Annotated in this window: 26 protein-coding genes; 9 read left to right on the top strand and 17 right to left on the bottom strand. The window is 58.7% G+C overall.

Features of this window, described 5'->3' with window-relative positions:
- Window positions 1-140 precede the first annotated feature (140 nt).
- Window positions 141-1,340: a tyrosine--tRNA ligase gene (gene tyrS, locus ACYZT9_RS24125; protein ID WP_462007706.1), complete on the bottom strand. Its 1,200-nt coding sequence runs from the start codon at window positions 1,338-1,340 to the stop codon at window positions 141-143.
- 211 nt (window positions 1,341-1,551) lie between these two features.
- Here tyrS and ACYZT9_RS24130 point away from each other — a divergent pair, with 211 nt between their 5' ends.
- A complete protein-coding gene (locus ACYZT9_RS24130; protein WP_462007707.1) occupies window positions 1,552-2,970 on the top strand; it encodes a peptidoglycan DD-metalloendopeptidase family protein in 1,419 nt (472 codons plus the stop codon).
- A gap of 3 nt (window positions 2,971-2,973) precedes the next feature.
- Window positions 2,974-4,065 carry an anhydro-N-acetylmuramic acid kinase gene (locus ACYZT9_RS24135; RefSeq protein ID WP_462007708.1) on the top strand — a complete coding sequence of 364 codons (1,092 nt, stop codon included), beginning with the start codon at window positions 2,974-2,976 and terminating at the stop codon, window positions 4,063-4,065.
- A gap of 78 nt (window positions 4,066-4,143) precedes the next feature.
- Here ACYZT9_RS24135 and erpA read toward each other — a convergent pair whose 3' ends face one another.
- Complete coding sequence (gene erpA / locus ACYZT9_RS24140; RefSeq protein ID WP_007947969.1) at window positions 4,144-4,494, bottom strand: iron-sulfur cluster insertion protein ErpA; 351 nt, start codon at window positions 4,492-4,494, stop codon at window positions 4,144-4,146.
- 169 nt (window positions 4,495-4,663) lie between these two features.
- A complete protein-coding gene (gene argC, locus ACYZT9_RS24145) occupies window positions 4,664-5,698 on the bottom strand; it encodes an N-acetyl-gamma-glutamyl-phosphate reductase (RefSeq protein ID WP_017341086.1) in 1,035 nt (344 codons plus the stop codon).
- A 135-nt stretch (window positions 5,699-5,833) separates the two neighbouring features.
- Here argC and hemJ point away from each other — a divergent pair, with 135 nt between their 5' ends.
- The 6 genes from hemJ to coq7 all read left to right on the top strand — a co-directional run bounded on the left by hemJ (window position 5,834) and on the right by coq7 (window position 10,437).
- Window positions 5,834-6,262: a protoporphyrinogen oxidase HemJ gene (gene hemJ / locus ACYZT9_RS24150; protein WP_462007709.1), complete on the top strand. Its 429-nt coding sequence runs from the start codon at window positions 5,834-5,836 to the stop codon at window positions 6,260-6,262.
- 33 nt (window positions 6,263-6,295) lie between these two features.
- Window positions 6,296-7,264, top strand: a complete 969-nt coding sequence (locus tag ACYZT9_RS24155; RefSeq protein WP_462007710.1) for an NAD(P)H-dependent flavin oxidoreductase — start codon at window positions 6,296-6,298, stop codon at window positions 7,262-7,264.
- A gap of 92 nt (window positions 7,265-7,356) precedes the next feature.
- Entirely contained in the window at window positions 7,357-8,334 is a 978-nt protein-coding gene (locus ACYZT9_RS24160) for a DUF805 domain-containing protein (protein WP_462007711.1), read from the top strand.
- 62 nt (window positions 8,335-8,396) lie between these two features.
- Window positions 8,397-9,185 (top strand): SDR family NAD(P)-dependent oxidoreductase, encoded by a 789-nt coding sequence (locus ACYZT9_RS24165; RefSeq protein WP_462007712.1) that lies wholly within the window; start codon window positions 8,397-8,399, stop codon window positions 9,183-9,185.
- 79 nt (window positions 9,186-9,264) lie between these two features.
- Window positions 9,265-9,603: a histidine triad nucleotide-binding protein gene (locus ACYZT9_RS24170; RefSeq protein WP_462007713.1), complete on the top strand. Its 339-nt coding sequence runs from the start codon at window positions 9,265-9,267 to the stop codon at window positions 9,601-9,603.
- 186 nt (window positions 9,604-9,789) lie between these two features.
- Entirely contained in the window at window positions 9,790-10,437 is a 648-nt protein-coding gene (gene coq7 / locus ACYZT9_RS24175) for a 2-polyprenyl-3-methyl-6-methoxy-1,4-benzoquinone monooxygenase (protein ID WP_462007714.1), read from the top strand.
- A gap of 81 nt (window positions 10,438-10,518) precedes the next feature.
- On the opposite strand, the gene speD is transcribed toward coq7, so the two are convergent.
- Together speD and ACYZT9_RS24185 are read right to left on the bottom strand one after the other, a co-directional pair.
- Window positions 10,519-11,313 (bottom strand): adenosylmethionine decarboxylase, encoded by a 795-nt coding sequence (speD, locus tag ACYZT9_RS24180; RefSeq protein WP_462007715.1) that lies wholly within the window; start codon window positions 11,311-11,313, stop codon window positions 10,519-10,521.
- Between the two features lie 239 nt (window positions 11,314-11,552).
- On the bottom strand, window positions 11,553-11,975 hold the full coding sequence (locus ACYZT9_RS24185) for an OsmC family protein (RefSeq protein ID WP_007941657.1): 423 nt from the start codon (window positions 11,973-11,975) through the stop codon (window positions 11,553-11,555).
- Window positions 11,976-12,206: 231 nt separating this feature from the next.
- Here ACYZT9_RS24185 and crp point away from each other — a divergent pair, with 231 nt between their 5' ends.
- Window positions 12,207-12,851, top strand: coding sequence for a cAMP-activated global transcriptional regulator CRP (gene crp, locus ACYZT9_RS24190; protein WP_462007716.1), 645 nt, complete (start codon window positions 12,207-12,209; stop codon window positions 12,849-12,851).
- Here the strand turns inward: crp and ACYZT9_RS24195 are convergent.
- The 12 genes from ACYZT9_RS24195 to ACYZT9_RS24250 form a co-directional block, all read right to left on the bottom strand.
- Window positions 12,848-13,549, bottom strand: coding sequence for a lipoate--protein ligase family protein (locus ACYZT9_RS24195; protein ID WP_462007717.1), 702 nt, complete (start codon window positions 13,547-13,549; stop codon window positions 12,848-12,850). The genes crp and ACYZT9_RS24195 overlap by 4 nt on opposite strands.
- Before the next feature lie 98 nt (window positions 13,550-13,647).
- Complete coding sequence (trpC, locus tag ACYZT9_RS24200; protein WP_462007718.1) at window positions 13,648-14,484, bottom strand: indole-3-glycerol phosphate synthase TrpC; 837 nt, start codon at window positions 14,482-14,484, stop codon at window positions 13,648-13,650.
- The gene (trpD, locus tag ACYZT9_RS24205; protein ID WP_462007719.1) at window positions 14,481-15,530 is read right to left on the bottom strand and encodes an anthranilate phosphoribosyltransferase; all 1,050 of its coding nucleotides are present in this window, start codon (window positions 15,528-15,530) and stop codon (window positions 14,481-14,483) included. The genes trpC and trpD overlap by 4 nt, the downstream gene beginning before the upstream one ends.
- Window positions 15,531-15,539: 9 nt before the next feature.
- On the bottom strand, window positions 15,540-16,133 hold the full coding sequence (locus ACYZT9_RS24210; RefSeq protein WP_462007720.1) for an aminodeoxychorismate/anthranilate synthase component II: 594 nt from the start codon (window positions 16,131-16,133) through the stop codon (window positions 15,540-15,542).
- Between the two features lie 114 nt (window positions 16,134-16,247).
- Window positions 16,248-17,729 (bottom strand): anthranilate synthase component I, encoded by a 1,482-nt coding sequence (gene trpE, locus ACYZT9_RS24215; protein WP_462007721.1) that lies wholly within the window; start codon window positions 17,727-17,729, stop codon window positions 16,248-16,250.
- 71 nt (window positions 17,730-17,800) lie between these two features.
- A complete protein-coding gene (locus ACYZT9_RS24220; protein WP_462007722.1) occupies window positions 17,801-18,619 on the bottom strand; it encodes a phosphoglycolate phosphatase in 819 nt (272 codons plus the stop codon).
- Window positions 18,616-19,290, bottom strand: coding sequence for a ribulose-phosphate 3-epimerase (gene rpe, locus ACYZT9_RS24225; RefSeq protein WP_462007723.1), 675 nt, complete (start codon window positions 19,288-19,290; stop codon window positions 18,616-18,618). The genes ACYZT9_RS24220 and rpe overlap by 4 nt, the downstream gene beginning before the upstream one ends.
- A gap of 80 nt (window positions 19,291-19,370) precedes the next feature.
- Window positions 19,371-20,519 carry an iron-containing alcohol dehydrogenase gene (locus ACYZT9_RS24230; RefSeq protein ID WP_462007724.1) on the bottom strand — a complete coding sequence of 383 codons (1,149 nt, stop codon included), beginning with the start codon at window positions 20,517-20,519 and terminating at the stop codon, window positions 19,371-19,373.
- 231 nt (window positions 20,520-20,750) lie between these two features.
- A complete protein-coding gene (locus ACYZT9_RS24235; RefSeq protein ID WP_462007725.1) occupies window positions 20,751-21,575 on the bottom strand; it encodes an ABC transporter permease in 825 nt (274 codons plus the stop codon).
- 12 nt (window positions 21,576-21,587) lie between these two features.
- Window positions 21,588-22,835 (bottom strand): ABC transporter permease, encoded by a 1,248-nt coding sequence (locus ACYZT9_RS24240; protein WP_462007726.1) that lies wholly within the window; start codon window positions 22,833-22,835, stop codon window positions 21,588-21,590.
- 194 nt (window positions 22,836-23,029) lie between these two features.
- Window positions 23,030-24,073 carry an ABC transporter substrate-binding protein gene (locus tag ACYZT9_RS24245; protein WP_461952973.1) on the bottom strand — a complete coding sequence of 348 codons (1,044 nt, stop codon included), beginning with the start codon at window positions 24,071-24,073 and terminating at the stop codon, window positions 23,030-23,032.
- 44 nt (window positions 24,074-24,117) lie between these two features.
- Entirely contained in the window at window positions 24,118-25,242 is a 1,125-nt protein-coding gene (locus ACYZT9_RS24250; RefSeq protein ID WP_462007727.1) for an ABC transporter ATP-binding protein, read from the bottom strand.
- Window positions 25,243-25,412: the final 170 nt, after the last annotated feature.

A 25,412-nucleotide genomic window follows, 5' to 3' on the forward strand; every position in this document is an offset into this window, starting at 1 on the left:
TGGGCTTCGATGAGCTGAAGCAACTCGCTGCCGAAAACTGCGTAACTCTTTGTTTACCAAGGAGTTTTCCGTTTCGACTGCGCCGGAAGTGGGGCGAATTATAGACTTCCAGAATCTGCCGTCAACCCCTGATTTCAGCTTTATTCGGATTTAAGCGAAATACGCGCAAATGCCTTCTTTCCAGCCTGGCAAACATGGATCGCTCCCAGTACATATATAAAGGTGCGATCGACAACCTCACCATCTATACGAACACCGCCAGAATTCAGGAGATCACGCGCTACCGCCGAGTTCTTCACGAGACCAGCCTTATTAAGGACGGCAGCGATCGGCATATCTTCGGTAGCGGTCAGTTCGATTTCCGGCAAATCGTCAGGCAGCTCGCCTTCCTTCATGCGGTTACCTGCGGCACGATGAGCATTTGCCGCCGCCTCTTCACCATGGAAGCGCGCAACAATCTCTTCAGCCAGCTTGATCTTGATGTCACGCGGATTGGCCCCCGCCTCTACATCAGCACGGAACGCATTGATCTCGCCCATCGAACGGAAGCTGAGCAATTCGAAGTAGCGCCACATCAGCGCATCCGGAATGGAAACCAGCTTGCTGTACATCACACCCGGCGCTTCCTGAATGCCGACGTAGTTGCCCAATGACTTGGACATCTTCTTCACGCCATCCAGACCTTCGAGCAACGGCATGGTCAGAATGCACTGAGGATCCTGACCATAACCGCGCTGCAGCTCGCGCCCCATCAGCAAATTGAACTTCTGATCAGTACCGCCCAACTCGATATCCGCGCGCAAGGCTACCGAGTCGTAACCCTGAACCAGCGGATAGAGGAACTCGTGAATGGCAATTGGCTGATTGGTTGTGTAGCGCTTGTCGAAATCGTCACGCTCGAGCATGCGAGCAACGGTGTACTGCGATGTCAGGCGAATGAAGTCGGCCGGACCCATCTGATCCATCCAGGTGGAGTTGAACGCCACTTCGGTTTTCGCCGGATCAAGAATCTTGAACACTTGAGTTTTGTAGGTCTCGGCATTCTCGAGAACCTGCTCGCGGGTAAGCGGTGGACGCGTTGCGCTCTTGCCGCTCGGGTCGCCGATCATCCCGGTGAAGTCACCTATAAGGAAGATGACCTGATGCCCCAGCTCCTGAAACTGGCGCAGCTTATTAATAAGCACGGTGTGGCCCAGGTGCAAATCCGGCGCGGTCGGATCGAAGCCTGCCTTAATACGTAGCGGCTGGCCACGCTTGAGCTTTTCGATCAGCTCGGACTCGACCAACAGTTCTTCCGCACCACGTTTGATCAGCGCTAGCTGCTCTTCAACCGACTTCATAACAGACCCGCAAGGCTCGAATTTAAAGGAACCAACCATACAAGATCACGCGCCAAATACAAAATTTGGCCGGCGCAATGACGCCAATCCGCTGGCAGAGTAACCACGGACTTGCTTCAGAGATGATTTGGTTATATTTTATACAGTTATTTCATCTTCATCATGTCATTCATCTTTTCCAATTCATCTTTTTTCAAAGTCAAAATTACCTATGACCAAAGAATCGTCTAAAGCGCCACCGCTTTACCCGAAGACCCACCTGCTCGCAGCAAGCGGCATCGCCGCCCTTCTGAGCCTGGCGCTTCTGGTATTCCCTTCCAGTGATGTTGAAGCCAAAAAGACGACTCTGAGTCTTGAACTGGAAAGCCCTGCTGAACAACTGACACAAGATCAAGACGCCGCCGACACGGTTCAAGCCACAAATGAGCCGGCAACTTCCCCTTTCGCGCAGATCGAAAACAGCGCCGAAGAGCCGCAGGAAACTGCCCAGGCCGCACCAGCGCCGGTTGTCGAAGAAAAGAAGGGGCCTAATCACAGGGAAGTGACAGTCGCCAAAGGCGATACGCTCTCCACGCTGTTCGAGAAAGTCGGTCTTCCCGCCACTTCGGTGCATGAAGTACTGGCCAGCGACAAGCAGGCCAAGCAATTCAGCCAGCTCAAGCATGGCCAGAAACTCGAATTCGAATTGACCCCTGAAGGCCAATTGACCAATTTGCATAGCAAGGTCAGCGACCTCGAAAGCATCACCCTGACCAAGAATGACAAAGGCTATGTATTCAACAAAATCACTGCCAAGCCCACTGTGCGCTCTGCCTACGTTCATGGCGTGATCAACAGCTCACTGTCGCAGTCCGCCGCTCGCGCCGGACTGTCTCATAGTCTGACCATGGACATGGCCAGCGTGTTTGGCTACGACATCGACTTCGCCCAGGATATTCGCCAAGGTGACGAGTTCGACGTGATCTATGAACAGAAGGTCGTTAACGGCAAGGCCGTCGGCAACGGGCCGATCCTGTCAGCGCGCTTCACCAACCGCGGCAAGACCTACACTGCCGTGCGTTACATCAACAAACAAGGCAACAGCAGCTACTACACCGCTGACGGCAACAGCATGCGCAAGGCGTTTATCCGCACGCCGGTAGACTTCGCCCGCATCAGCTCGAAATTTTCCATGGGTCGCAAACACCCGATCCTGAACAAGATCCGCGCTCACAAAGGTGTCGACTACGCCGCTCCGCGCGGCACGCCAATCAAGGCGGCCGGTGACGGCAAAGTGCTGCTGGCCGGCCGTCGCGGCGGTTATGGCAACACCGTGATCATTCAGCACGGAAACACTTACCGTACGTTGTATGGCCACATGCAGGGATTTGCCAAGGGCGTCCAGACCGGTAGCTCTGTCAAGCAGGGTCAAGTGATTGGTTACATCGGCACAACCGGCCTGTCCACTGGCCCGCACCTGCACTACGAATTCCAGGTCAATGGCGTGCACGTCGATCCGTTGGGGCAAAAAGTCGCGATGGCTGATCCGATCTCCAAAGCAGAACGCGCTCGCTTCCTCGCGCAGAGTCAGCCGCTCATGGCGCGCATGGACCAAGAGAAAGCCACCCAACTGGCTTCAAGCAAGCGCTAAGCCATGACGCTCTATATAGGTGTGATGTCCGGGACCAGCCTCGATGGCCTGGACATCGCACTGGTCGAGTTGACTCCGGCGATCAAGCTGATCGCCACGCATTACATTCCCATGCCCGATTCCCTGCGCGCAGAGCTGCTTGGCTTGTGCGCCAGCGGGCCGGACGAGATTGCACGCTCAGCCATTGCCCAGCAGAACTGGGTGAAGCTGGCGGCCCAGGGCATTAACACTCTTCTTGCTCAACAAAACCTGAAACCCGAAGACATACGCGCGATTGGCAGCCACGGTCAGACCATTCGCCACGAACCGGCACGCGGCTTCACCGTGCAAATTGGCAACCCTGCCCTGCTGACCGAATTGACCGGCATCACCGTGGTCAGTGACTTTCGCAGCCGCGATGTAGCCGCCGGAGGCCAAGGCGCCCCACTGGTTCCCGCCTTCCATGAAGCCTTGTTTGAAGAGCAGGCTGGCAATCGTGCGGTGCTGAATGTTGGCGGATTCAGCAACCTCAGCCTGATCGAGCCCGGCAAACCCGTTGCGGGCTTCGACTGCGGCCCGGGGAACGTATTGCTGGACGCCTGGATTCATCAGCAACGGGGTGACAACTTTGATCGCGACGGCCAATGGGCTGCCAGCGGCAAGGTCGAACCCGTACTGCTGCAAGCGCTACTCGGCGATCCATTCTTCGTGACCAAAGGCCCGAAAAGTACCGGTCGCGAAGTGTTCAATCTGCATTGGCTAACACAGCATCTTTCAAAACTGCCGAGCTTCGCCGCCGCAAACGTGCAGGCAACGCTGCTGGAACTCACCGCGCTGACCATTACCGAATCACTGCAAAGCGCTCAATCGGAAACGCGGGAGTTGCTGGTCTGCGGTGGCGGCGCGCACAACGCCGCACTGATGAACCGCCTGGCCAGCCTGGTGCCTAACGCGAAAGTCAGCAGCACGGCCACCCACGGTGTTGACCCGGACTGGGTTGAAGCCATGGCTTTCGCGTGGCTGGCCCACTGCTGCCTCGAAGGCATCGCCGCCAACCGCCCAAGCGTCACAGGTGCCCGCGGCTTACGCGTACTTGGCGCCATCTACCCCGCCTGACTATCCCAACCGCACCCCAGACAGCAAAACGCCGCAGAGCCCTGAGGCCACGCGGCGTTTGATAATGCGGTAAAGCGATCAGATCGAGAACGAAGAGCCGCAGCCACACGTAGTGCTGGCGTTCGGATTCTTGATGACGAAGCGCGAACCTTCCAGACCTTCCTGATAATCCACCTCGGCGCCTGCCAGGTACTGGAAGCTCATCGGATCGACGACCAGACTCACGCCCTCGCGCTCGACGATGGTGTCGTCATCGGCCACTTCTTCATCGAAGGTAAAGCCGTACTGAAAACCTGAACAACCGCCGCCCGTAACAAATACGCGCAGCTTCAAGCGATCATTCCCCTCTTCATCGACCAGGCTCTTCACCTTGTGCGCGGCACCGTGGGTGAATTGCAAAGCCGTGGGGGTGAAGGATTCGACGCTCATGCTAACTATCTCCCGGCGTTACGCCGCCATAATGCGTGATGACGCGCATTATCCGCTTCTCCTAGAAAAGCGGTCAACTATTGTTACGGTATATCAATAAACCCGATTGCCGGCAGGAAATGCAAAAAAGGCCCGTTTGACGGGCCTTTTTGCTGAGCGGGATAAAACCTTACGGCAGCATGCCGGCGTGGGACAGACCCAGACGCTCATCCAGCCCAAACAGGATGTTCAGGTTCTGCACTGCCTGACCCGACGCACCTTTGACCAGGTTATCGATCACCGACAACACCACCACCAGATCACCGTCCTGCGGACGATGCACGGCGATACGGCAGACGTTGGCGCCGCGCACGCTGCGGGTTTCCGGGTGACTACCTGCCGGCATCACATCAACGAACGGTTCGTTGGCATAGCGTTTTTCAAACAGCGCCTGCAGATCCACCGAGCGATCCACGACCGTCGCGTAGAGCGTCGAGTGAATGCCGCGAATCATCGGGGTCAGGTGCGGAACGAAGGTCAGCCCGACGTCCTTGCCCGCTGCGCGACGCAGCCCCTGGCGAATTTCCGGCAAGTGACGGTGACCTTTGACGGCGTAGGCCTTCATGCTTTCCGACGTCTCGGAGTACAGCGAACCGACGGAAGCGCCACGACCGGCACCGCTGACGCCGGATTTGCAGTCAGCGATCAAGCGCGTGGTATCGGCCAGACCGGCTTCGAGCAATGGCAGGAAACCCAACTGTGTGGCGGTCGGGTAGCAACCTGGTACGGCGATCAGACGCGCTTGCTTGATCTGCTCGCGATTGACTTCCGGCAAGCCATAGACCGCTTCTTCCAGCAGCTGCGGCGCACCGTGTGGCTGACCGTACCACTTGGCCCACTCATCAGCGTCTTGCAGACGGAAGTCCGCCGACAGGTCGATGACCTTGGTCCCGGCCGCCAGCAGTTCACCGGCCAGCGCGTGGGCAACACCGTGAGGCGTGGCGAAGAACACCACGTCGCAGGCGCCCAGGGTTTTGATGTCCGGAACGCTGAACGCCAGGCCATCGTAATGACCGCGCAGGTTCGGGTACATATCAGCCACGGCCAGACCGGCCTCGGATCGGGAAGTGATCACGACCACTTCTGCCTGCGGATGCTGTGCCAACAGACGCAGCAGTTCGACACCGGTGTAACCCGTGCCGCCGACGATACCGACCTTGACCATAAACCTGCCCTCAACGAACCCACTGGAAAGCCGTCGATAATAGGGCCCGCATCGTCCTGCGACAACCGTCAAGGTGACGTGCGGACGCTCTAGCCTCTACTATCTGCGCTACCGTGAACCTGGGAATAACTAAAAATGCTTTATCTGTGGCTTAAAGCGCTTCACATCATCAGCATGGTCTGCTGGTTTGCCGGCCTGTTCTATCTGCCTCGCCTGTTCGTCTATCACGCCCAAAGCGAAGATACCGTCAGCAAGGAACGCTTCAGCCTCATGGAGCGCAAGCTGTATCGCGGCATCATGGGTCCGGCGATGATCGCCACGTTGATTTTCGGCATCGCCCTGATCGCGTTGAACCCCAGCATATTCAGTCAAGGTGCCTGGATTCATGCGAAGTTGACGCTGGTAGCGATTCTGATCGGCTACCACCACATGTGCGGGGCGCAGGTGAAACGTTTTGCCCGTGGCGAGAACACCCGCAGCCATGTCTTTTTTCGCTGGTTCAATGAAGTGCCGGTTCTGATATTGCTGGCTATCGTAATTCTGGTCGTTGTCCGGCCGTTCTAACTCCAGTAAACACAACTCACCGGGGTACTCCCAATGTCGCTGCCCGCTTTGCTCGAACAACGTTTGCGTTTGCCTGTCGTGGCGGCGCCGATGTTTCTGATTTCCAATCCACAATTGGTGCTCGCCTGCTGCCGTAATGGCGTGGTGGGCAGCTTCCCCGCGCTGAACCAGCGCGAGAGCAGCGGCTTCAAGGCCTGGCTGGAAGAAATCGAATCTGGCCTGGCGACACTGGACAACCCCGCGCCTTATGCCGTGAACCTGATCGTCCACAAGAGTAACCCGCGGCTGCAGGCGGACCTGGACATCTGCATCGAGCACAAGGTGCCGATCGTAATTACCAGCCTCGGTGCCGTGAAGGAACTGGTCGATGCCGTTCACAGTTATGGCGGCCTGGTGTTCCATGATGTAACCACTCGCCGCCACGCAGAGAAAGCAGCGGAGGCTGGCGTGGATGGCCTGATCGCCGTGGCCGCCGGCGCCGGTGGACACGCGGGGACCTGGAGCCCGTTCTCGTTGATTGCCGAGATCCGGCAGTTCTTCGACAAGACCTTGCTGCTGGCCGGTTGCCTGAACCACGGTCACGAGATTCTCGCGGCACAATTACTCGGTGCGGATCTGGCCTACTTCGGTACGCGATTTATCGGCACCACTGAAAGTCATGCACCTGACGCCTATAAAGAGATGCTACTGACTTCCAGAGCGGCGGACATCATCCATACTCCAGCGGTGTCGGGCGTGCCAGCGAGCTTTATGCGCCAAAGCCTGGAAGCTGCCGGTTTCGACATGGCGGCGTTGCAAGGCAAGGGCGAAGTCAATTTCGGGTCCAAGCTCAAGCCCTTGAGCGATGAAGCCAAGGCCTGGAAAACGGTGTGGTCCGCAGGCCAGGGTGTCGGGGAGATCGATGATTTACCGAGCGTGGATCAACTGGTCGCCCGGCTGGATGCTGAATACCGCAAGGCGCTGGAACTGGCTGCAGAGCTACCGAAACGCTGGCCGCGCTGACAGGAAAATTGGACCAGCCACCCTCGGCGGGCCTTACACTCCGGCTCGCAACACTCTATCTATTCAAACACTCGCGACAAGGATGCCTCGCAATGAGCGACAACCGTTTCAAGATCGTATTCGACGGCGCTCTGCTGCCGGGCGTTGACGTCACCACGGCGAAACTCAATCTCGCCGAATTGTTCAAAAGCGACGTGGCGGCCATTGAACGTTTGTTCAGTGGCCGGCCAGTTTCGCTTAAACGTGACCTGTCTCACACCGACGCCCGGATGTATCTCCAGGCGCTGAGCAAAACGGGTATCGATGCCCGGATCGAAAGCGAACCGTCCATTGAACTGAATATGTCCGACGTTCACGAGCCCTCCTCTGCACCTAACCAATGGGCGTCGTCAGACGCGCAATCACCTTATGCACCACCGCGCGCGCCAGTCGGCGAGGCGCTCCCGGAGTTCGGCACACTAAAGGCGTTCACCTTCGCAGGACGCATCGGCCGTTTGCGCTATCTGGCGTGGACGATGGCCTTGATGTTGGTGCTGATGGGCGCCTGCGGCGTGTTCATTTCCATCGGCTTGTCGCTCATTGCACTGACCTCGACGGTCGGCCTGGTGATCGGTGGGTTGGTTGGCACCGCCCTGTTCATCGCGTTCTTTGTCGTCAGCATTCAGATCTGCGTTCAACGCCTGCATGACCTGGGCTGGTCTGGCTGGTTGTATCTGTTGACTCTGGTGCCATTCGTGGGCGGGCTTTTCCCGATTTTACTGGCGGTACTGCCGGGTAATACCGCAGCCAACCAATACGGCGCACCACCACCGGCCAACACCACCGCCGTAAAAGTGCTTTGCGCGCTTTGGCTGGTATTTGTCACAGTTGTCTTCATAGGCGCACTCACCGGCGGAATCGGTGCGCTTCAAGATCAATACGAAAGCACCACCGAAAGCAGCTACGAAAGTGGTTCAGTCACGACCGATGAAGTCGAAGTCGAGCCCGCTGCAGAGCCTCAACAACTGCCGGATTCGACAGACGATGAAGCCGAAGAAGCCCCGGCCCCTGTAGACTCTGCGAAAGAATGAACAGCGCTCCCCGCCCGTGACAACTGCGTCGCCGGCGCGGAGCTGTTGCGATGGAGAACTGCATGACCCGTTACGCTCTGATCACCGGCGCTTCCAGCGGCATCGGCCTGGCGATGGCCGAAGCGCTGGCCCGCCGGGGCCGCAGCCTGATTCTGGTGGCCCGACAACGTGATCAGCTGGAAAGTATTGCGATTGAACTCACCCAACGGTTTGGCGTGGAAGTGTTGTTCCGCGCCTGCGACCTGGGCGAACCGCTGCGGCTGTCCGGGTTTCTGCTGGAATTGGAGGAAGGGGACCGGCAGATCGACTTGCTGGTGAACTGCGCCGGCATCGGCACCTGCGGCCCCTTCCTGGCGCAGGACTGGATGACCGAACAAGACCTGATTGAAGTGAATATCCTCGCACTCACTCGCCTGTGCCACGCTATCGGTAACAGCATGGCGTTGCAGGGTGGCGGGCAGATCTTGAATGTCGCGTCGGTCGCGGCGTTCCATCCCGGCCCCTGGATGAGCACGTACTACGCCAGCAAGGCTTATGTGCTGCACTTTTCCGAAGGGTTGCGCGTTGAGTTGAAGAAATGCGCGGTCAAGGTATCGGTGCTTTGCCCCGGTCCGACCCGGACAGCGTTTTTCCGCACCGCACAATTGGACACAGACAAGCTGGTCGACAGCAAATTGCTGATGAACCCCGAAGAAGTTGCGCTCTATACCGTGCGGGCGCTGGAGAAAAACCAGGCGATCATTATTCCCGGGCGGCGCAACCGCTGGTTCGCCTTCATGCCGCGGCTCGGCTCACGCTGGCTGAACCGGACAATCGCGGGCATGGTCAACAAGGCTTACTGCCCGCGCTGAACTGTCCTACAGTAAAACACTGGGCTGGTGCATCCTCCATGGGTACACTCTGGCCAGCCCAAACAACGGAGAAAACGCTGTGGATACTCTGTTCACCAAGATCATCAACCGGGAAATCCCGGCGAAGATCATTTACGAAGACGACCAGGTACTGGCCTTCCACGACATCATTCCACAGGCACCGGTGCACTTTCTGGTTATTCCGAAAAAGCCGATTCGAACCCTGAATGACCTCACCGAAGACGACAAAGCCTTGGCAGGACATATCCTGTTCACCGCCCAGCGCCTTGCACTGGAACAGGGCTGCGAGGAAGGTTTCCGTGTGGTCATGAACTGCAATCCACTGGGTGGGCAGACCGTCTATCACATTCATATGCATGTACTGGGTCAGCGCCAGATGCACTGGCCGCCGGGCTGATTCATACCCAGTCCTGTAGGAGCTGGCTTGCTGGCGATTGCTTGCCGAAGATCACCTCAACATCGCTAACCGCCAACGCCAGCAAGCCGGCTCCTACAGATCAAGCCTGCGTCGCAATGACCCAGCGCAAACCTTCCCCGGCCGATTGGGTTAAACTGGCCGCCGAGATTATTCCCGGAGGTCAGCATGACTACCCAACGTCACTACTCGCCGATTGACCGTCTTCTGCTGCAAGCCGATGCCGCGATGCGTACCCTGCTGCCTTTCAGTGGCCAGCCGTACCGTCCGTCCCCCGCGATCGTGCAGCCAGAAGCGCAAATGAGCGACGAAGACACCCGGCACGTTGCCGGTCTGATGCGCATCAACCACACCGGCGAAGTCTGCGCCCAGGCGCTGTATCAGGGCCAGGCCCTGACCGCCAAGCTGCCGCAAGTACGCGCCGCCATGGAACATGCCGCTGAAGAAGAAATCGACCATCTGGTCTGGTGCGAACAACGCATCAAACAGTTGGGCAGCCATACCAGTATTCTCAATCCGCTGTTTTACGGCATGTCGTTCGGCATTGGCGCGGTGGCCGGATTGATCAGCGACAAAGTCAGCCTGGGGTTCGTTGCGGCTACGGAGCACCAGGTGTGCAAACACCTGAATGAACACCTTGAGCAGTTGCCGGCGGAGGACGAAAAGTCCCGGGCGATTCTTGAGCAAATGCGTATTGATGAAGAGCACCATGCCGAAAGTGCGCTGGAGGCTGGGGGCTTTCGTTTTCCGGCGCCGGTGAAGTTTGGAATGAGTTTGATGGCCAAAGTGATGACCAAGAGTACTTATCGGATCTGACCTGTGGGAGCGGGCTCTGCGCTCCAAGCATGAAAAAGGCGACTGCCGTGAGGGAGTCGCCTTTTTTGTGCCCGAAAAATCTTAGCTCGGCATGTTGCGCGCGTAGAAGATTTCGAGCATTTCGTGTTTCACACGGTCCGTCACCTGGGCACGCTGCTCAGTGGACAGGTTGTTGGTCGCGTCGCCGAACAGGTAGTTATCCAGCTCGAAGTTCTTCAACAGCATTTTAGTGTGGAACAGGTTTTCCTGGTACACGTTCACGTCGGTCATCTGATACGCGTCGCGGGTGTCGTCGGAAAGGTAGTTCTGAATCGAGTTGATCTCGTGATCGATGAAGTGCTTGTTGCCTTCGACGTCACGGGTAAAGCCGCGCACACGATAATCCACGGTCACGATGTCCGAATCGAACTGGTGAATCAGGAAGTTGAGCGCTTTAAGCGGTGAAATGACGCCACAGGTCGACACGTCAATGTCTACACGGAAAGTCGCAATGCCGTCGTCCGGATGGATTTCCGGATAGGTGTGCACCGTGATGTGGCTCTTGTCGAGGTGGGCCAGGATGATCTCGGGCAATGGGCCCGGGGACTCTTCGATCTGGCTGTCGGTCGGGGTTACCGGCTCTTCCGAGATCAGAATCGTGACGCTGGCGCCTTGTGGGTCGTAGTCCTGACTGGCGATGTTCAGGATGTTGGCACCAATGATATCGACAACTTCTGTGAGGATCTGCGTCAGGCGCTTCGCGTTGTACTCTTCATTGATGTACTCGACGTAAGCCTGCTGGTCTTGCGGGGTTTCCGCATAGCAGATGTCATAGATGTTGAAGCTCAAGGTCTTTGTCAGGTTATTGAACCCGTGGAGCTTGAGTTTGCTTTTCACCGTTAAAAACTCTCTATGTATGGCGGCCCGGGCCGCGTGATCAAGCATGCCCGTCAGATGCGAACGACGCACCTGCGTAGGACGGTTAACACCTCTTCGCGATGGCGATTTTGGTTGTCTGTCCGGATGAGCGACCTGTCGGTTGACGGGACACTACCCTGAAAAAAGTGGCGCATTATGCAGACGTCAGCTTGGGATCGCCAGAGTCTGCACTGCTTTTATGATAGTTGAATGTCGATTCAACCGAGTTCGATGATTTCGTAGTCATGGGTAATCGCGACACCGGCGGCGCCGAGCATGATCGACGCCGAGCAATACTTCTCGGCAGACAGCTCGATGGCGCGTTTGACCTGCGCTTCTTTGAGCCCGCGGCCTTTGACCACGAAGTGCATGTGGATCTTGGTGAAGACCTTCGGGTCCTCGGTCGCTCGCTCGGCTTCGAGGAAGGCTTCGCAGCTTTCAACGGCCTGACGGGACTTCTTGAGGATGCTGACCACATCGAAATTGCTGCAACCGCCGACACCCAACAGGAGCATTTCCATCGGCCGGACACCCAGGTTACGACCACCGGCATCGGGTGGACCGTCCATGACCACGACATGACCGCTGCCGGATTCGCCGAGGAACATGGCTTCGCCAGCCCATTGGATGCGTGCCTTCATCGCCAAGACTCCACTGTCTAAAAAAGGGTCGCCAGCTTAGCACAGGGCCCTGGATTGGCAGCGCTCGCCTTCCTAGGACATAACCACCTGCTTCGTAGGTAAATGCTCGAATAATGTAGGAAGTGTCTGTTAAGCTGGCGTCAATTCGCTGGCGCATGGCCAGCTTTGCAAGCAACTTCAGCGCCTCATAAAAAAACCAAACATACCGTGCAGTCTTTTCGGGATACAACCATGGTTGCTATTGCCCCCACACTCAAAATCAAAAACGTCGACAAGCTGCTGATGCATTGCCAGCGCCGTCGTTATGCAGCCAAAAGCAACATCATTTGCGCCGGCGACCGCTCGGAGACGCTGTTCTTCATCATCAAAGGCTCGGTCACCATTCTCATCGAGGATGACGACGGCCGTGAAATGATCATTGCCTACCTGAACGCCGGGGACTTTTTCGGTGAATTGGGCCTGTTTGAACAAGCCGGCCTGGAGCAGGAACGCAGCGCCTGGGTGCGCGCCAAGATCGAGTGCGAAGTCGCGGAAATCAGTTACGCGAAATTCCGCGAGTTGTCCCAGCAAGACCCAGACATTCTTTACGTACTCAGCGGACAAATCGCACAGCGCCTGCGAAACACCACTCGCAAGGTCGGCGACCTCGCATTCTTCGACGTGACTGGCCGCGTTGCGCGCTGCCTGTTGGAACTGTGCAAACAGCCAGACGCCATGACTCACCCCGATGGCATGCAGATCAAGGTGACGCGTCAGGAAATCGGGCGGATTGTCGGTTGTTCCCGGGAGATGGTTGGCCGCGTCCTCAAGGACTTGGAGGAACGCAACCTGGTCGACGTTAAAGGCAAGACCATGGTGGTCTTCGGTACGCGCTAATTCTTGAACAAGTCTGCCAGCAACTGGCGATAGAGCGCATCAAGCCGCTCCAGCGCATCGGGCGCCGCAAACTTTTCATGCAAGGCGATGTGGCTCTCGGCGCGAACCCGCTGGTCCAGACCGCACGCCTCGTTGAAGCGATTGACCGCCGCGACCATCGATTCACGCTCGTTGTCGAGCAACAAAGCACCGTGCACCAACCCGACCGGACGTGAACCACCCTGGCTCTGGCGCCAGCGCTGAGCGGTGCCGACCATTTTGCGACCGTCGAGGTTGACGTTGAAACGGCCATCGCAGAATGCGCCGTCGACTTCGCCCAAGGACGAAACGCCGCCCAATTCATCCAGCAACTGACAGATCGGGTCACAGAGTCGGCGATAAGCGGTTTCAATACGGTTGTGGTCGCCCTCGCTGCGAGGCGGTGCATAGACCAGCGCAATGTTGATGGTTGATGCCGATTGCGGCACTGGCTCGCCGCCGGTTTCACGCAAGAGGACTGGCCAACCTCCTGAAGCCGATACTTCGCAGGCGGATTCGAAGTTGGGCAGGCGATTCAAGCGGCGTGGCATGACCAACGCGCGATCACTGGGTTGCCAGAACAGCAGGCCGAACTCAGCGTCGCCGGTGCAAACCGAAGCCAGCAGATCCTGTTCGGCTTGCAGGCCTGATTCGATGGCCAGAGAGACTGGCTGGGGCATAGACGACTCCGTAAGACCTGAAGTCTTTGGGGTGTTTGACGGCCTCTTCGCGGGCAAGCCCGCTCCCACAGGGAATCGGGTTGCCTGCGAAAATGTGTTCAGTCGAGTGTAGAGCCACTCACCGCCGTACCGCGCTCAGGGAAAAACAGACGCTGCAGCTCGGTGCCCGGGCTTTCCGCGCGCATGAACGCTTCCCCAACCAGGAACGCATACACGTCGCTGATTTCCATCAGCTCGACATCGGCCCGATTGAGAATGCCGCTCTCAGTGATTACCAATCGATCGCGCGGAATACGTGGCAACAGGTCAAGGGTAGTTTCCAGGCTGACGTCGAAGGTGTGCAGATTGCGGTTGTTCACGCCGACCAGCGGCGTGTCGAGGGTTTTCAAAGCCCGCTCCAACTCGTCGCCATCGTGGACTTCCACCAACACATCAAGGCCAACGCTTTTGGCCACCGCCGCCAGCTCGGCCATTTTCACGTCATCCATTGCGGAGACGATCAAAAGCACGCAGTCAGCCCCCAATGCACGGGCTTCGACTATCTGGTACGGATCGATCATGAAATCCTTGCGGATCACCGGCAGGTTGCACGCTGTCCGGGCCTGTTGCAGATACGCATCGGCGCCCTGGAAGTAATCGATATCGGTGAGCACCGACAGGCAGGTCGCCCCGCCCTTTTCGTAACTCCTGGCAATGTCCGCGGGAACGAAGTTCTCACGAATCACGCCCTTGCTTGGCGAAGCTTTCTTTATTTCAGCAATGACCGCTGGGTGCTTGAGCTTGGCCTGAGCGATCAGGGCCTTGGCAAAACCACGGGGTGCATCGGCCGCCTTGGCCAGACTTTCCAGCTCCGCCAGACTCACACGAGCGCTACGCTCGGCGACTTCCTGGACTTTGCGCGCCAGAATGTTTTCCAGAACCGTCGGTACACTCATCCCTCATTCTCCACTTTGAATACCGCGGTAAATGCACCCAACTCCTCAAGTTTTTCCCGAGCGAGGCCTGTGTGCAGTGCATCGTGCGCCAGGGCAACGCCTTCTTTCAAACTGGTCGCATGGTCGGCGGCGTACAGCGCGGCGCCGGCATTGAGGACGATCATCTCGGCGGCTTTCTGACCGCTTTCGGTCTTGCGCTTGCCGAGAGCATCGCGAATCAGCTCGAGCGAAGCGGCCGGGCTTTCCACCGCCAGGCCGTGCAGGCTCTGACTCTTCATGCCCAAATCTTCCGGTTCGACCCAATACTCGGTGATCTGATCATTCCTAAGTTCGGCCACAAAAGTCGGCGCCGCCAGACTGAACTCGTCCAGGCCGTCCTTCGAATGCACTACTAGCACATGCTTGCTGCCCAAGCGCTGCAAGACTTCAGCCAACGGCCGGCAGAGCGCCTGGCTGAACACGCCCACCACCTGATGCTTCACTCCGGCCGGATTCGTAAGCGGGCCAAGCATGTTGAACAAGGTGCGCAGCCCCAAATCGCGGCGCGGGCCGGCGGCGTGCTTCATGGCGCTGTGATGAGTCTGGGCAAACATGAAACCGATGCCGACGTTATCGATGCAGCGCGCCACCTGAACCGGCGTCAGGTTCAGGTAGATGCCCGCCGCTTCCAGCAGATCGGCGCTGCCGCTTTTACCCGACACCGCACGGTTACCGTGCTTGGCCACGGTGCAACCGGCCGCAGCCACCACGAAGGAAGACGCCGTTGATACGTTGAAAATGTTTGCACCGTCGCCGCCAGTGCCGACGACATCGACCACGCCATCGAGGGTTTTGAGTTCGACCTTGTCCGCCAGCTCGCGCATAACTGACACGGCGCCGACAATCTCGTCGATGCTTTCGCTCTTCATGCGCATGGCCATCATGAACGCACCGATCTGCGCGTCCGTGCATTGCCCGGTCATGATCTCGCGCATCACATCGCGCATTTCTTCGGTGCTGAGGTCGAGTTGATCGACGATACGGCTCAGGGCTGTCTTGATATTCATGGAAAGTCCTTAGCGCGTGCCGCCGGTTTGTTTGAGGAAGTTGGCGAACAACTCGTGGCCCTGTTCAGTCAGGATAGACTCAGGGTGGAACTGCACACCTTCGATATTCAAAGTCTTGTGGCGCAGGCCCATGATCTCGTCGACCGAGCCGTCTTCAAGCTGCGTCCAGGCGGTCAGCTCCAGACAATCCGGCAGCGTCTCGCGCTTGACGATCAACGAGTGATAGCGCGTAACCGTCAGCGGATGATTCAGGCCTTCAAATACGCCTTTGTCTTCGTGGAACACCGGGCTGGTCTTGCCGTGCATCACCTGGCGAGCGCGCACCACGTCGCCGCCAAATGCCTGGCCGATGGACTGGTGCCCCAGGCAAACGCCCATAATCGGCAATTTACCGCCAAAATGCTTGATGACATCAATCGAGACGCCTGCTTCGGTCGGGGTGCAAGGACCGGGAGACACAACGATGCGCTCAGGGTGGAGCGCTTCGATTTCGGCGATGGTGAGTTCATCGTTGCGCACGACTTTGACCTGGGCACCTAGCTCGCCCAGATATTGCACAACGTTGTAGGTAAAAGAGTCGTAGTTATCGATCATCAGCAACATGGCTTGAGAACCTCTTGAATTCACTGACTTTAAAGACTGCCTTCGAATGAATGACCCGCAGCGTCCAGCGCTTTGTCAGGCAAAGCGACATGGCATACGGGTCACGTTCTTCGGTCAGCTTTCCGGGGTTTGTTCAGCCAGGGCGACTGCACGGAACATTGCGCGACGCTTGTTCAGGGTTTCTTCCCATTCCAGCGCCGGCACCGAGTCGGCAACGATGCCGCCACCTGCCTGCACGTGCAGTTCGCCGTTCTTGATCACCGCGGTGCGAATGGCAATCGCGGTGTCCATGTTGCCGTTCCAGGCAAAGTAACCGACCGCGCCACCGTAGACGCCACGCTTGACCGGCTCCAGTTCGTCGATGATTTCCATCGCGCGAATCTTCGGTGCCCCGGATAAGGTGCCCGCCGGCAGAATCGCCCGCAGTGCGTCCATCGCCGTCAGCCCCGCCTTCAATTGCCCAGTGACGTTGGACACGATGTGCATCACGTTGGAATAACGCTCGATGACCATCTTCTCGGTGAGTTTCACCGAGCCGATTTCCGAGACGCGACCGGTATCGTTACGACCCAGGTCGATCAGCATCAGGTGCTCGGCAATTTCCTTGTCATCGGACAGCAGGTCTTTTTCCAGCGCCAGATCAGCTTCTTCGTTGGCCCCGCGAGGACGGGTGCCGGCGATCGGGCGCACGGTGATCAGGTTGTCTTCGACCCGCACCAGCACTTCCGGCGAACTGCCGACGACATGGAAGTCGCCGAAGTTGAAGAAGTACATGTAAGGCGTCGGGTTGAAGCAGCGCAGCGCGCGATACAAATCAATCGGTGCAGCCTTGAAGTCGATCGACATGCGCTGGGAAGGCACGACCTGCATGCAGTCACCGGCCAGGATGTATTCCTTGATGGTGTCGACGGCTTTTTCGTAATCGTCCTGGGTGAAACTGGAGCGGAACACGGGATCAGCGGATTGCTGCTTGCTGAAATCCAGGCCACGGCGCGGCGTGATGGGCTGACGGAGTTTTTCCAGCAGCTCTTCCAGGCGCGCCTGACCTTGCTCGAAAGCGTCTTCCTGCGCCGGGTCGGCCAGGACAATCGCGTGCATCTTGCCGGCGAGGTTGTCGAACACCACCACCGCGTCGGACACCATCAGCAAGATGTCCGGCACGCCCACCGGATCCGGGTTCGGGCATTTGCCCAGGCGCTTTTCCACATAGCGTACGCAGTCGTAACCGAAGTAACCCACCAGACCGCCGTTGAAACGCGGCAGGCCCGGGATGGTCGGTACGTTGTAGCGAGCTTTGAAAGCTTCGACGAACGCCAGCGGATCTTCCGCTTCATGGCTTTCGATCTCGACGCCGTCATGGGTCACGCTGACGTGATGGTCATGAACCCGCAGCACGGTGCGGCACGGCAGGCCGATGATCGAGTAACGGCCCCACTTCTCCCCGCCCTGCACCGACTCGAGCAGGTAGGAATTGGGCTCGTCAGCCAGTTTCAGGTAGATCGACAGCGGCGTGTCGAAGTCGGCCAGGGTTTCGCAGGCAAGCGGGATGCGGTTGTAGCCGGCAGCGGCCAAACGCAGGAATTCTTCGCGGATCATGGAGTAGCCTCGTGGCTTGAGGTGCTAACAGTCAGGTATGCAAACGCGCCGGCGTACCGGCCAGGAACAAGTCAGGCGCGCCAACGCCAGCGGGCCAGGGCCTTGATGACTTTCATCCAGAGTTTGCGAGTGACCACCACGATGGCGTTTCCAGAAGGGGGTTGAATAGCGTCGGCCAACGTTATCTCAGCGGCCGGATCCAGGCAACCGGGAATTAGCTTGCGCAGGTCGTCGATGACCAGCGCCGGCGACTCTTCGGCAATCGGCCGACCATGGTTGTAGCCATAACTGAGGGCCACACATTTTACCCCCGCCGCTTTCGCCGCCAGCACATCGCTGCGTGAATCGCCAACGAACAACGACTGCGACGCTGGAATGTTGGCCATTTTCATCACGAAAAACAGCGCGGCCGGGTCGGGTTTCTTTTGCGGCAGGGTGTCGCCGCCGATGATCCATTTGAAGTAACGGCCGATCTTCATCTGATCCAGCAGCGGCGCGACAAAGCGTTCCGGCTTGTTAGTGATCAGCGCCATTTCCACGCCTTGTCTGTTCAGCCACTTAAGGGTGTCACGCACACCGGGATAAACCACCGTCAGGTCGTGACCGTCCTCATAAAAGCCGTTGAACAATTCCAGGGCGCGTTCGGCTTCGACCTCGTCGACACCCTCGGCGTCGAAGTGGTTGGCCAGGGCCCGACGTACCAGCATGTGCACGCCGTTGCCGACCCAGTCCCGCACCGATTCGATGCCGACAGGTTGGCGCCCGAGTTTGAGCAGCGTGTTATCCACCGCCGAAGCGAGGTCAGGGACCGAATCGACCAGCGTGCCGTCCAGATCGAACATCACCAGCCGAGGCAGACTCCCCGGGAACAGCTGCTCAAAGCCGCTCATGGGCGGGCCAGGGCCAGTTCGGAACGCATCTTCTCGATCACTTCCTGATAGTTCGGCGCATTGAAGATCGCCGAACCCGCCACGAAAGTATCGGCGCCAGCGGCAGCGATTTCACGGATGTTGTTCACGTTCACGCCGCCGTCGATCTCCAGGCGGATGTCACGCCCGGACGCATCGATCAACGCACGCGCTTCACGCAGCTTGTCGAGGGTGCCGGGGATGAACTTCTGCCCGCCGAAACCCGGGTTGACGCTCATCAGCAGGATCATGTCGACCTTGTCCAGCACGTACTTGAGCACGTCCAGCGGGGTCGCCGGATTGAACACCAGGCCCGACTTGCAGCCGCCTTCGCGGATCAGTTGCAGGGAACGGTCGACGTGCTGTGTGGCTTCCGGGTGGAAGGTGATGTAGGTCGCACCGGCCTCGATGAAGTCACCGACGATGCGGTCCACCGGGCTGACCATCAGGTGCGCGTCGATCGGCGCGGTCACGCCGTACTTGCGCAGCGCGGCGCAGACCATCGGGCCGATGGTCAGGTTCGGCACGTAGTGATTGTCCATGACATCGAAGTGCACGAAGTCGGCGCCGGCGGCCAGAACGTTGTCCACTTCTTCACCCAGGCGGGCGAAGTCGGCGGAGAGAATCGACGGAGCAATTACGAAGGGCTGCATGACGCACCTTTTCTGAGCAGAATCACGATGGCGCGCATTGTATACCTCATGCTTTGACGCGCGCACCGTGACTGCGATGATCAGTAAGCCGCGCGATAGATTTTCTCGATATCAATCGCGCTCAATTTGCGCGGATTGTTGCGCATCAGACGCTCGATACCCGCCGCTTCCACAGCCATGGCCGGGATCGCGTCTTCGGGAACGCCGAAGCTGCGCAGTCCCGGGGGAATTTCCACCGCTGCGCACAACGCCGTCATCGCTTCGACGGCTTTGTCCGCGGCGTCACTGGCACTCAAATGAGCGGTCTTCACGCCCATGGCTTCGGCAATATCCTGCATGCGCTCGACGCAGGCCATCTTGTTCCAGGTCATGACATACGGCAGCAACAAGGCATTACTGACGCCGTGGGCAATGTTGAACCGTCCGCCCAGCGGGTACGCCAGCGCATGCACCGCGCCGACGCCGGCATTGCCGAATGCCATGCCGGCCATCAGGCTGGCGGTGGCCATGTCTTCGCGTGCCTGCAGATTGGAGGGATTAGCGTAGGCCTTGGGTAACGCTTTGGTGATCAGCTTGATGGCACCGATGGCCAGCGCATCGGTAATCGCTGAAGCATTGAGGGACAAATAAGACTCGATGGCGTGCACCAGCGCATCGACCCCACTCGCGGCGGTGACGCTGCGCGGGCACGTCAGGGTCATTTGCGGGCTGACCAGTGCCACGTCCGGCAGTAGATAGTCGCTGACAATGCCCTTTTTGAGCTGCGCGACCTTGTCGGAGAGGATCGCGACGTTGGTCACTTCCGAGCCCGTGCCGGCGGTGGTCGGGATGGCGATCAGTGGCGGACCTTTGCGTGGCACCTGGTCGGTGCCGAACAGATCTTCCAGCGCACCGTGGTAACCGGCGTAGGCCGCGACGCTTTTGGCAATGTCGATCGCGCTGCCACCGCCCAGACCGATCAGCCCGTCGTGCCCGCCTTCGCGGTAGACGCGCATGCAGTCTTCGACGATGGCGATTTCCGGATCTGGCAGCACACGGTCAAAAATCTCGTAGCTGCGATCCCCCAGCTGCGCGAGCGCCAGCTCTACCGTACCGGATTTGACCAGCGCGGCGTCGGTGACGATCAGCGGGTTGTCTATGTCCAGGCGCGTGAGTTCGGCGGCCAGCTGCTCGATGGCACCTGCGCCGGTGATCAGTTTGTGAGCGATTTTGAAAGAGGAAAGACTCATCGTGCACGGCCTCTTATAGATAGGGGAGCTGGGCACAATAGTAGCTGGGGATTGGGGTTTGTCTGCTATTCAGCGTGTGAATGACCGACGATCCCGAAAGCCACACAAAACACCTGTAGGAGCGAGCTTGCTCGCGAAAACCTGAGAGCACTGCGGGGTGTCAGGCTTCTCGCGTTATCGTTGGCGACCATCGCGAGCAAGCTCGCTCCTACAGTTGATTGGTGTGTGGCTTCAGACCTGGGCGGTACGCAGTTTTTCGCTGCGGCCGCGCAGCCATTCCAGGGTTAGCAGCAGGATCACCGAGAAGGCAATCAGCAGCGTTGCCGCGGCGGCAATCGTCGGGCTGAGGTTTTCACGAATGCCGCTGAACATCTGCCGTGGCAACGTCGCTTGCTCGGGACCTGCAAGGAACAGCGTCACCACCACTTCATCAAATGATGTCGCGAAGGCAAACAGCGCACCGGAAATCACGCCAGGAGCAATGAGCGGCAAGGTCACCCGACGGAACGCGGTCAGCGGCGAAGCACCTAGACTGGCAGCCGCACGCACCAGATTTTGGTTAAACCCCTGCAACGTCGCCGATACCGTAATGATGACGAACGGCACGCCCAGCACCGCATGCACCACGATCAGCGAAAAGAAGCTGTTGCCCAGACCCAGCGGGGCGAAGAACAGATAACTCGCGACACCAATGATCACCACCGGCACCACCATCGGCGAAATCACCAGGGCCATCACCAGCGCCTTGCCAGGGAAGTCGCCACGGGTCAGGCCAATCGCCGCCAGCGTGCCGAAGATCATCGCCAGCACGGTCGCCGCCGGGGCGACGATGATGCTGTTCTTCAAGGCGCGCATCCATTCCGCCGAGGCGAAAAAGTCGTGGTACCACTGCAATGAGAAGCCCTGCAGCGGATACACCAGGAAACTGCCCGAGTTGAACGACAGCGGAATGATCACCAGCACCGGCAGAATCAGGAACAACAGAATCAAGCCGCAGAGAATCCGCAAACTGTAAAACCACACCCGCTCGACGGGCGACATATAAGGACTCAGCATTTCATTCTCCCCTTAGCTCAGGCGCAGGCGACTGGCGCCCACCAGCCAGCTGTAAATCAGATAAAGCACCACGGTCGCCAATAGCAGCAGTCCGCCAAGTGCAGTCGCCATGCCCCAGTTGATACTGGTGTTGGTGTAGAAGGCGACGAAATAACTGACCATCTGATCGTTCGGGCTGCCCAGCAACGCCGGGGTGATGTAGTAACCAATGGCGAGGATGAACACCAACAGGCAACCGGCGCCGACGCCCGCGTAGGTTTGCGGGAAGTACACCCGCCAGAAGCTGGCGAACGGATGGCAGCCGAGGGAAATCGCGGCGCGCATGTAGGTCGGCGAGATGCCTTTCATCACGCTGTAGATCGGCAGAATCATGAACGGCAGCAGGATGTGCACCATCGAGATGTAAACCCCGGTGCGGTTGAACACCAGTTCCAGCGGCTTATCGATGATGCCCATGGCCATCAGGCCGCTGTTGATCAAACCACCTGATTGCAGCAACACGATCCACGCGGCGACTCGGACCAGGATCGACGTCCAGAACGGCAACAGCACCAGAATCATCAGCAGGTTGCTTTGGCGCGATGGCAAGTTTGCGAGCAAGTAGGCCAACGGATACGCCAGCACCAGGCAGATCGCGGTGATGATCAGACCCATCCAGAACGTGCGGGCGAAGATGTCGAGGTAGATCGCCTGGTCGGGCGTGGCCGGGGCCAGTTCACCGAGGTCATCAATGCGGTGATCGACGGCGGCCAGCAAGTAGTACGGGGTAATGCTGCTGGTGTTGCGGCGTACGGCTTGCCAATAGGCCGGGTCGCCCCAGCGCTCGTCGAGACCTTCGAGCGCTTCTTTATATGAGGCTGGCTCGGTGGCGAACGGCAGGGCGCGAGCGGTTTTGGTCAGCAGGCTGCGGTAGCCGGCCAACTCCATGTTCAAGCGCTTGGACAGGTCGCCCAGGGTCTGATTCTTGCGGGCCTCGGCGAGGTCTTCGCTGGCCGCTTTGTAAACCGGTTCAGCGGGCAGGCCGCGGCCGTCCCAACTGGCGATGGCTGCCACGGTGCGCGGCATGCCGCCGACCACTTCCGGATTACCCACGCTTTTGTAGAGCAGCGCCACGATCGGCACCAGGAACACCAGCAACAGGAACAGCACCAGCGGCGCGATCAAGGCCTGTGCCTTCCAGCGATTGATCCGCTCGGCGTGCTTGAGCCGCTGCTTCAAGGTGGGATCAGTGCCCGCGTTCAGGGGAATGGCGGTGGCCATGGCGTACTCCGGAAATCTTTGATCAATCGTTGAAGTGGGAGCGAACCTGTGGCGAGCGAGCTTGCTCGCGCTGGGCTGCGGAGCAGCCCCAAAATTCTGTTAACAACATCCAATTTTGAGAGTGCTGCGCACTCAAGCGGGAGCAAGCTCCCTCGCCACAAAAGCTCGCCCTCACAGGAGGGCGAGCCCTCTGCTTACTTCGCAGCCCAGGAATTGAAGCGCTGTTCCAGTTGCTCGCCGTTGTCAGCCCAGAAGCTGACGTCGATCTGCACCTGGTTGGCGATGTTTTCCGGGGTGGTCGGCATGTCTTTCAGGACATCCTTGGACAACAACGGAACGGCTTGGGTATTGGCCGGGCCGTAGGCGATGTTTTCCGAGTAGGTCTTTTGTTGCTGCGGCATCACCGAGAACGCGATGAACTTCTTCGCCGCTTCAGCACGTGCCTTGTCCAGACCTTTTGGAATCGCCCAGGCGTCGAAGTCGTAGATGCCGCCGTTCCACACGACTTTCAGGTTGCTTTCTTTCTGCACGGCAGCGATCCGGCCGTTGTAGGCCGAGCTCATGACCACGTCACCCGAAGCGAGGTATTGCGGCGGTTGTGCTCCGGCTTCCCACCACTGAATGCTTGGTTTCAGCTCATCAAGCTTCTTGAACGCGCGGTCCTGACCGTCTTTGCCGGCCAGCACTTTGTAGACGTCTTTCGGCGCAACGCCGTCGGCCATCAGTGCGAATTCCAGGGTGTACTTGGCGCCTTTGCGCAGGCCGCGCTTGCCCGGGAATTTCTTGGTGTCCCAGAAATCCACCCAACTGGTCGGCGCGGAGGCCAGTTTGTCGGCGTTGTAGGCCAACACGGTCGACCACACGAAGAAACCTACGCCGCAAGGCTGGATGGCCCCTTTGACGTAGTCTTCGGTCTTGCCGAACAGCGCAGGGTCGAGTTGCTCGAACATGTCTTCATCGCAGCCGCGGGACAGTTCCGGCGATTCGACTTCCACCAGGTCCCAGGACACGCTCTTGGTGTCGACCATGGCTTTGACCTTGGCCATCTCGCCGTTGTACTCGCCAGCGACAATCTTGCCGTTACCCGCCGCTTCCCACGGCGCGTAGAAGGCCTTGACCTGCGCAGCCTTGTTCGCCCCGCCAAAGGACACAACGGTCAGGTCCGGGCCCGCCGCCATCGCGTGCGCCGCACCCATCATGCCCATGACCAGGGCGGTGAATTTCAGGGATCTCAACATTTATTGTTCTCTCCACGTGCAGGGTTGGTTGAAGCAGGGGGCGATCAGTTCGCCTCTAGAAGTGGGTCGAGCGCGCGAACGTGTTCGACCTGCCAGCCAAGCGGTACCACGTCGCCGACGGCGAGCGCAGGATCGAGCTCGGCAATCGGCTGTTTCACGAAGAAGTCGGTCTTGCCGCAGACTTCCAGACGAACCCGGACGTGGTCGCCCAGATAGATGAATTCCGCCACCCTCCCTGAGAAGCGGTTGACGCAGGACTCGCTCGAACCATTGAGGCTCACGCGTTCCGGGCGAATCGACAGCGTGACGGGCTCGCCGGTCTTGCCGACGTTGACCGCCAGGGCTTCAACCTTTTCACCACGACCGAGCTCGACCACGCAGCGATCGCCAGTGTGGCTGTGCAAACGGCCATTGAGACGGTTGTTCTCGCCGATGAAGTTGGCGACGAAGGTGTTTTTTGGCTCCTCATACAGGCTGCGCGGCGGAGCGATCTGCTGGATTTCACCCTGATGGAACACCGCCACGCGGTCGGACATGGTCAGGGCTTCGCCCTGATCGTGAGTCACGTAGACCACGGTCACGCCGAGGCGCTGGTGCAGGTGTTTGATTTCCATCTGCATGTGTTCGCGCAGTTGTTTGTCGAGTGCGCCAAGAGGCTCGTCCATCAACACCAGTTGCGGTTCGAACACCAACGCGCGGGCCAGCGCCACACGCTGCTGCTGGCCGCCGGACAACTGCGCCGGATAGCGCTGGGCGAAGGTGTCGAGCTGAACCATGCTCAGGACACGTTTGACCCGGTCACTGACATCGCTTTTGTTCAAGCCACGTACGGTCAGCGGGAACGCGAGGTTCTCGGCCACCGTCATGTGCGGGAACAACGCGTAGTTCTGGAACACCATGCCGATGTCGCGCTTGTGCGGCGGCACGTTATTGATGGCACGCCCGGCCAGGAGGATTTCGCCGGCGGTCGGGGTTTCGAAACCGGCGAGCATCATCAGGCTGGTGGTCTTGCCCGAGCCGGACGGCCCCAGCAAGGTGAGGAATTCGCCTTTGCGAATGTCCAGGTTGAGGTCTTTGACGATCAGGTTCTCGCCGTCGTAGCTCTTCTGCACTCCACGAAAGCTGACCAGAATGTCACTGGCCCCTGCGTTTGATTCGACCTGGCTCATACCCACACCTTTGTTATTGATGACTGCTGTGAACTAAGCCTAGTGGACGCTGGGGAGCACGCAAATCGGGGCGCAGGAGAGAATCACCTCAGCCGGATGGAAGGTTGGGTGTAGGGATTGCCCTACAAGGATGGCGGGATTGGATAGGGTCAGCGGGAAGTTTCTGACTG

The sequence above is a fragment of the Pseudomonas sp. ZT5P21 genome, assembly GCF_054897785.1.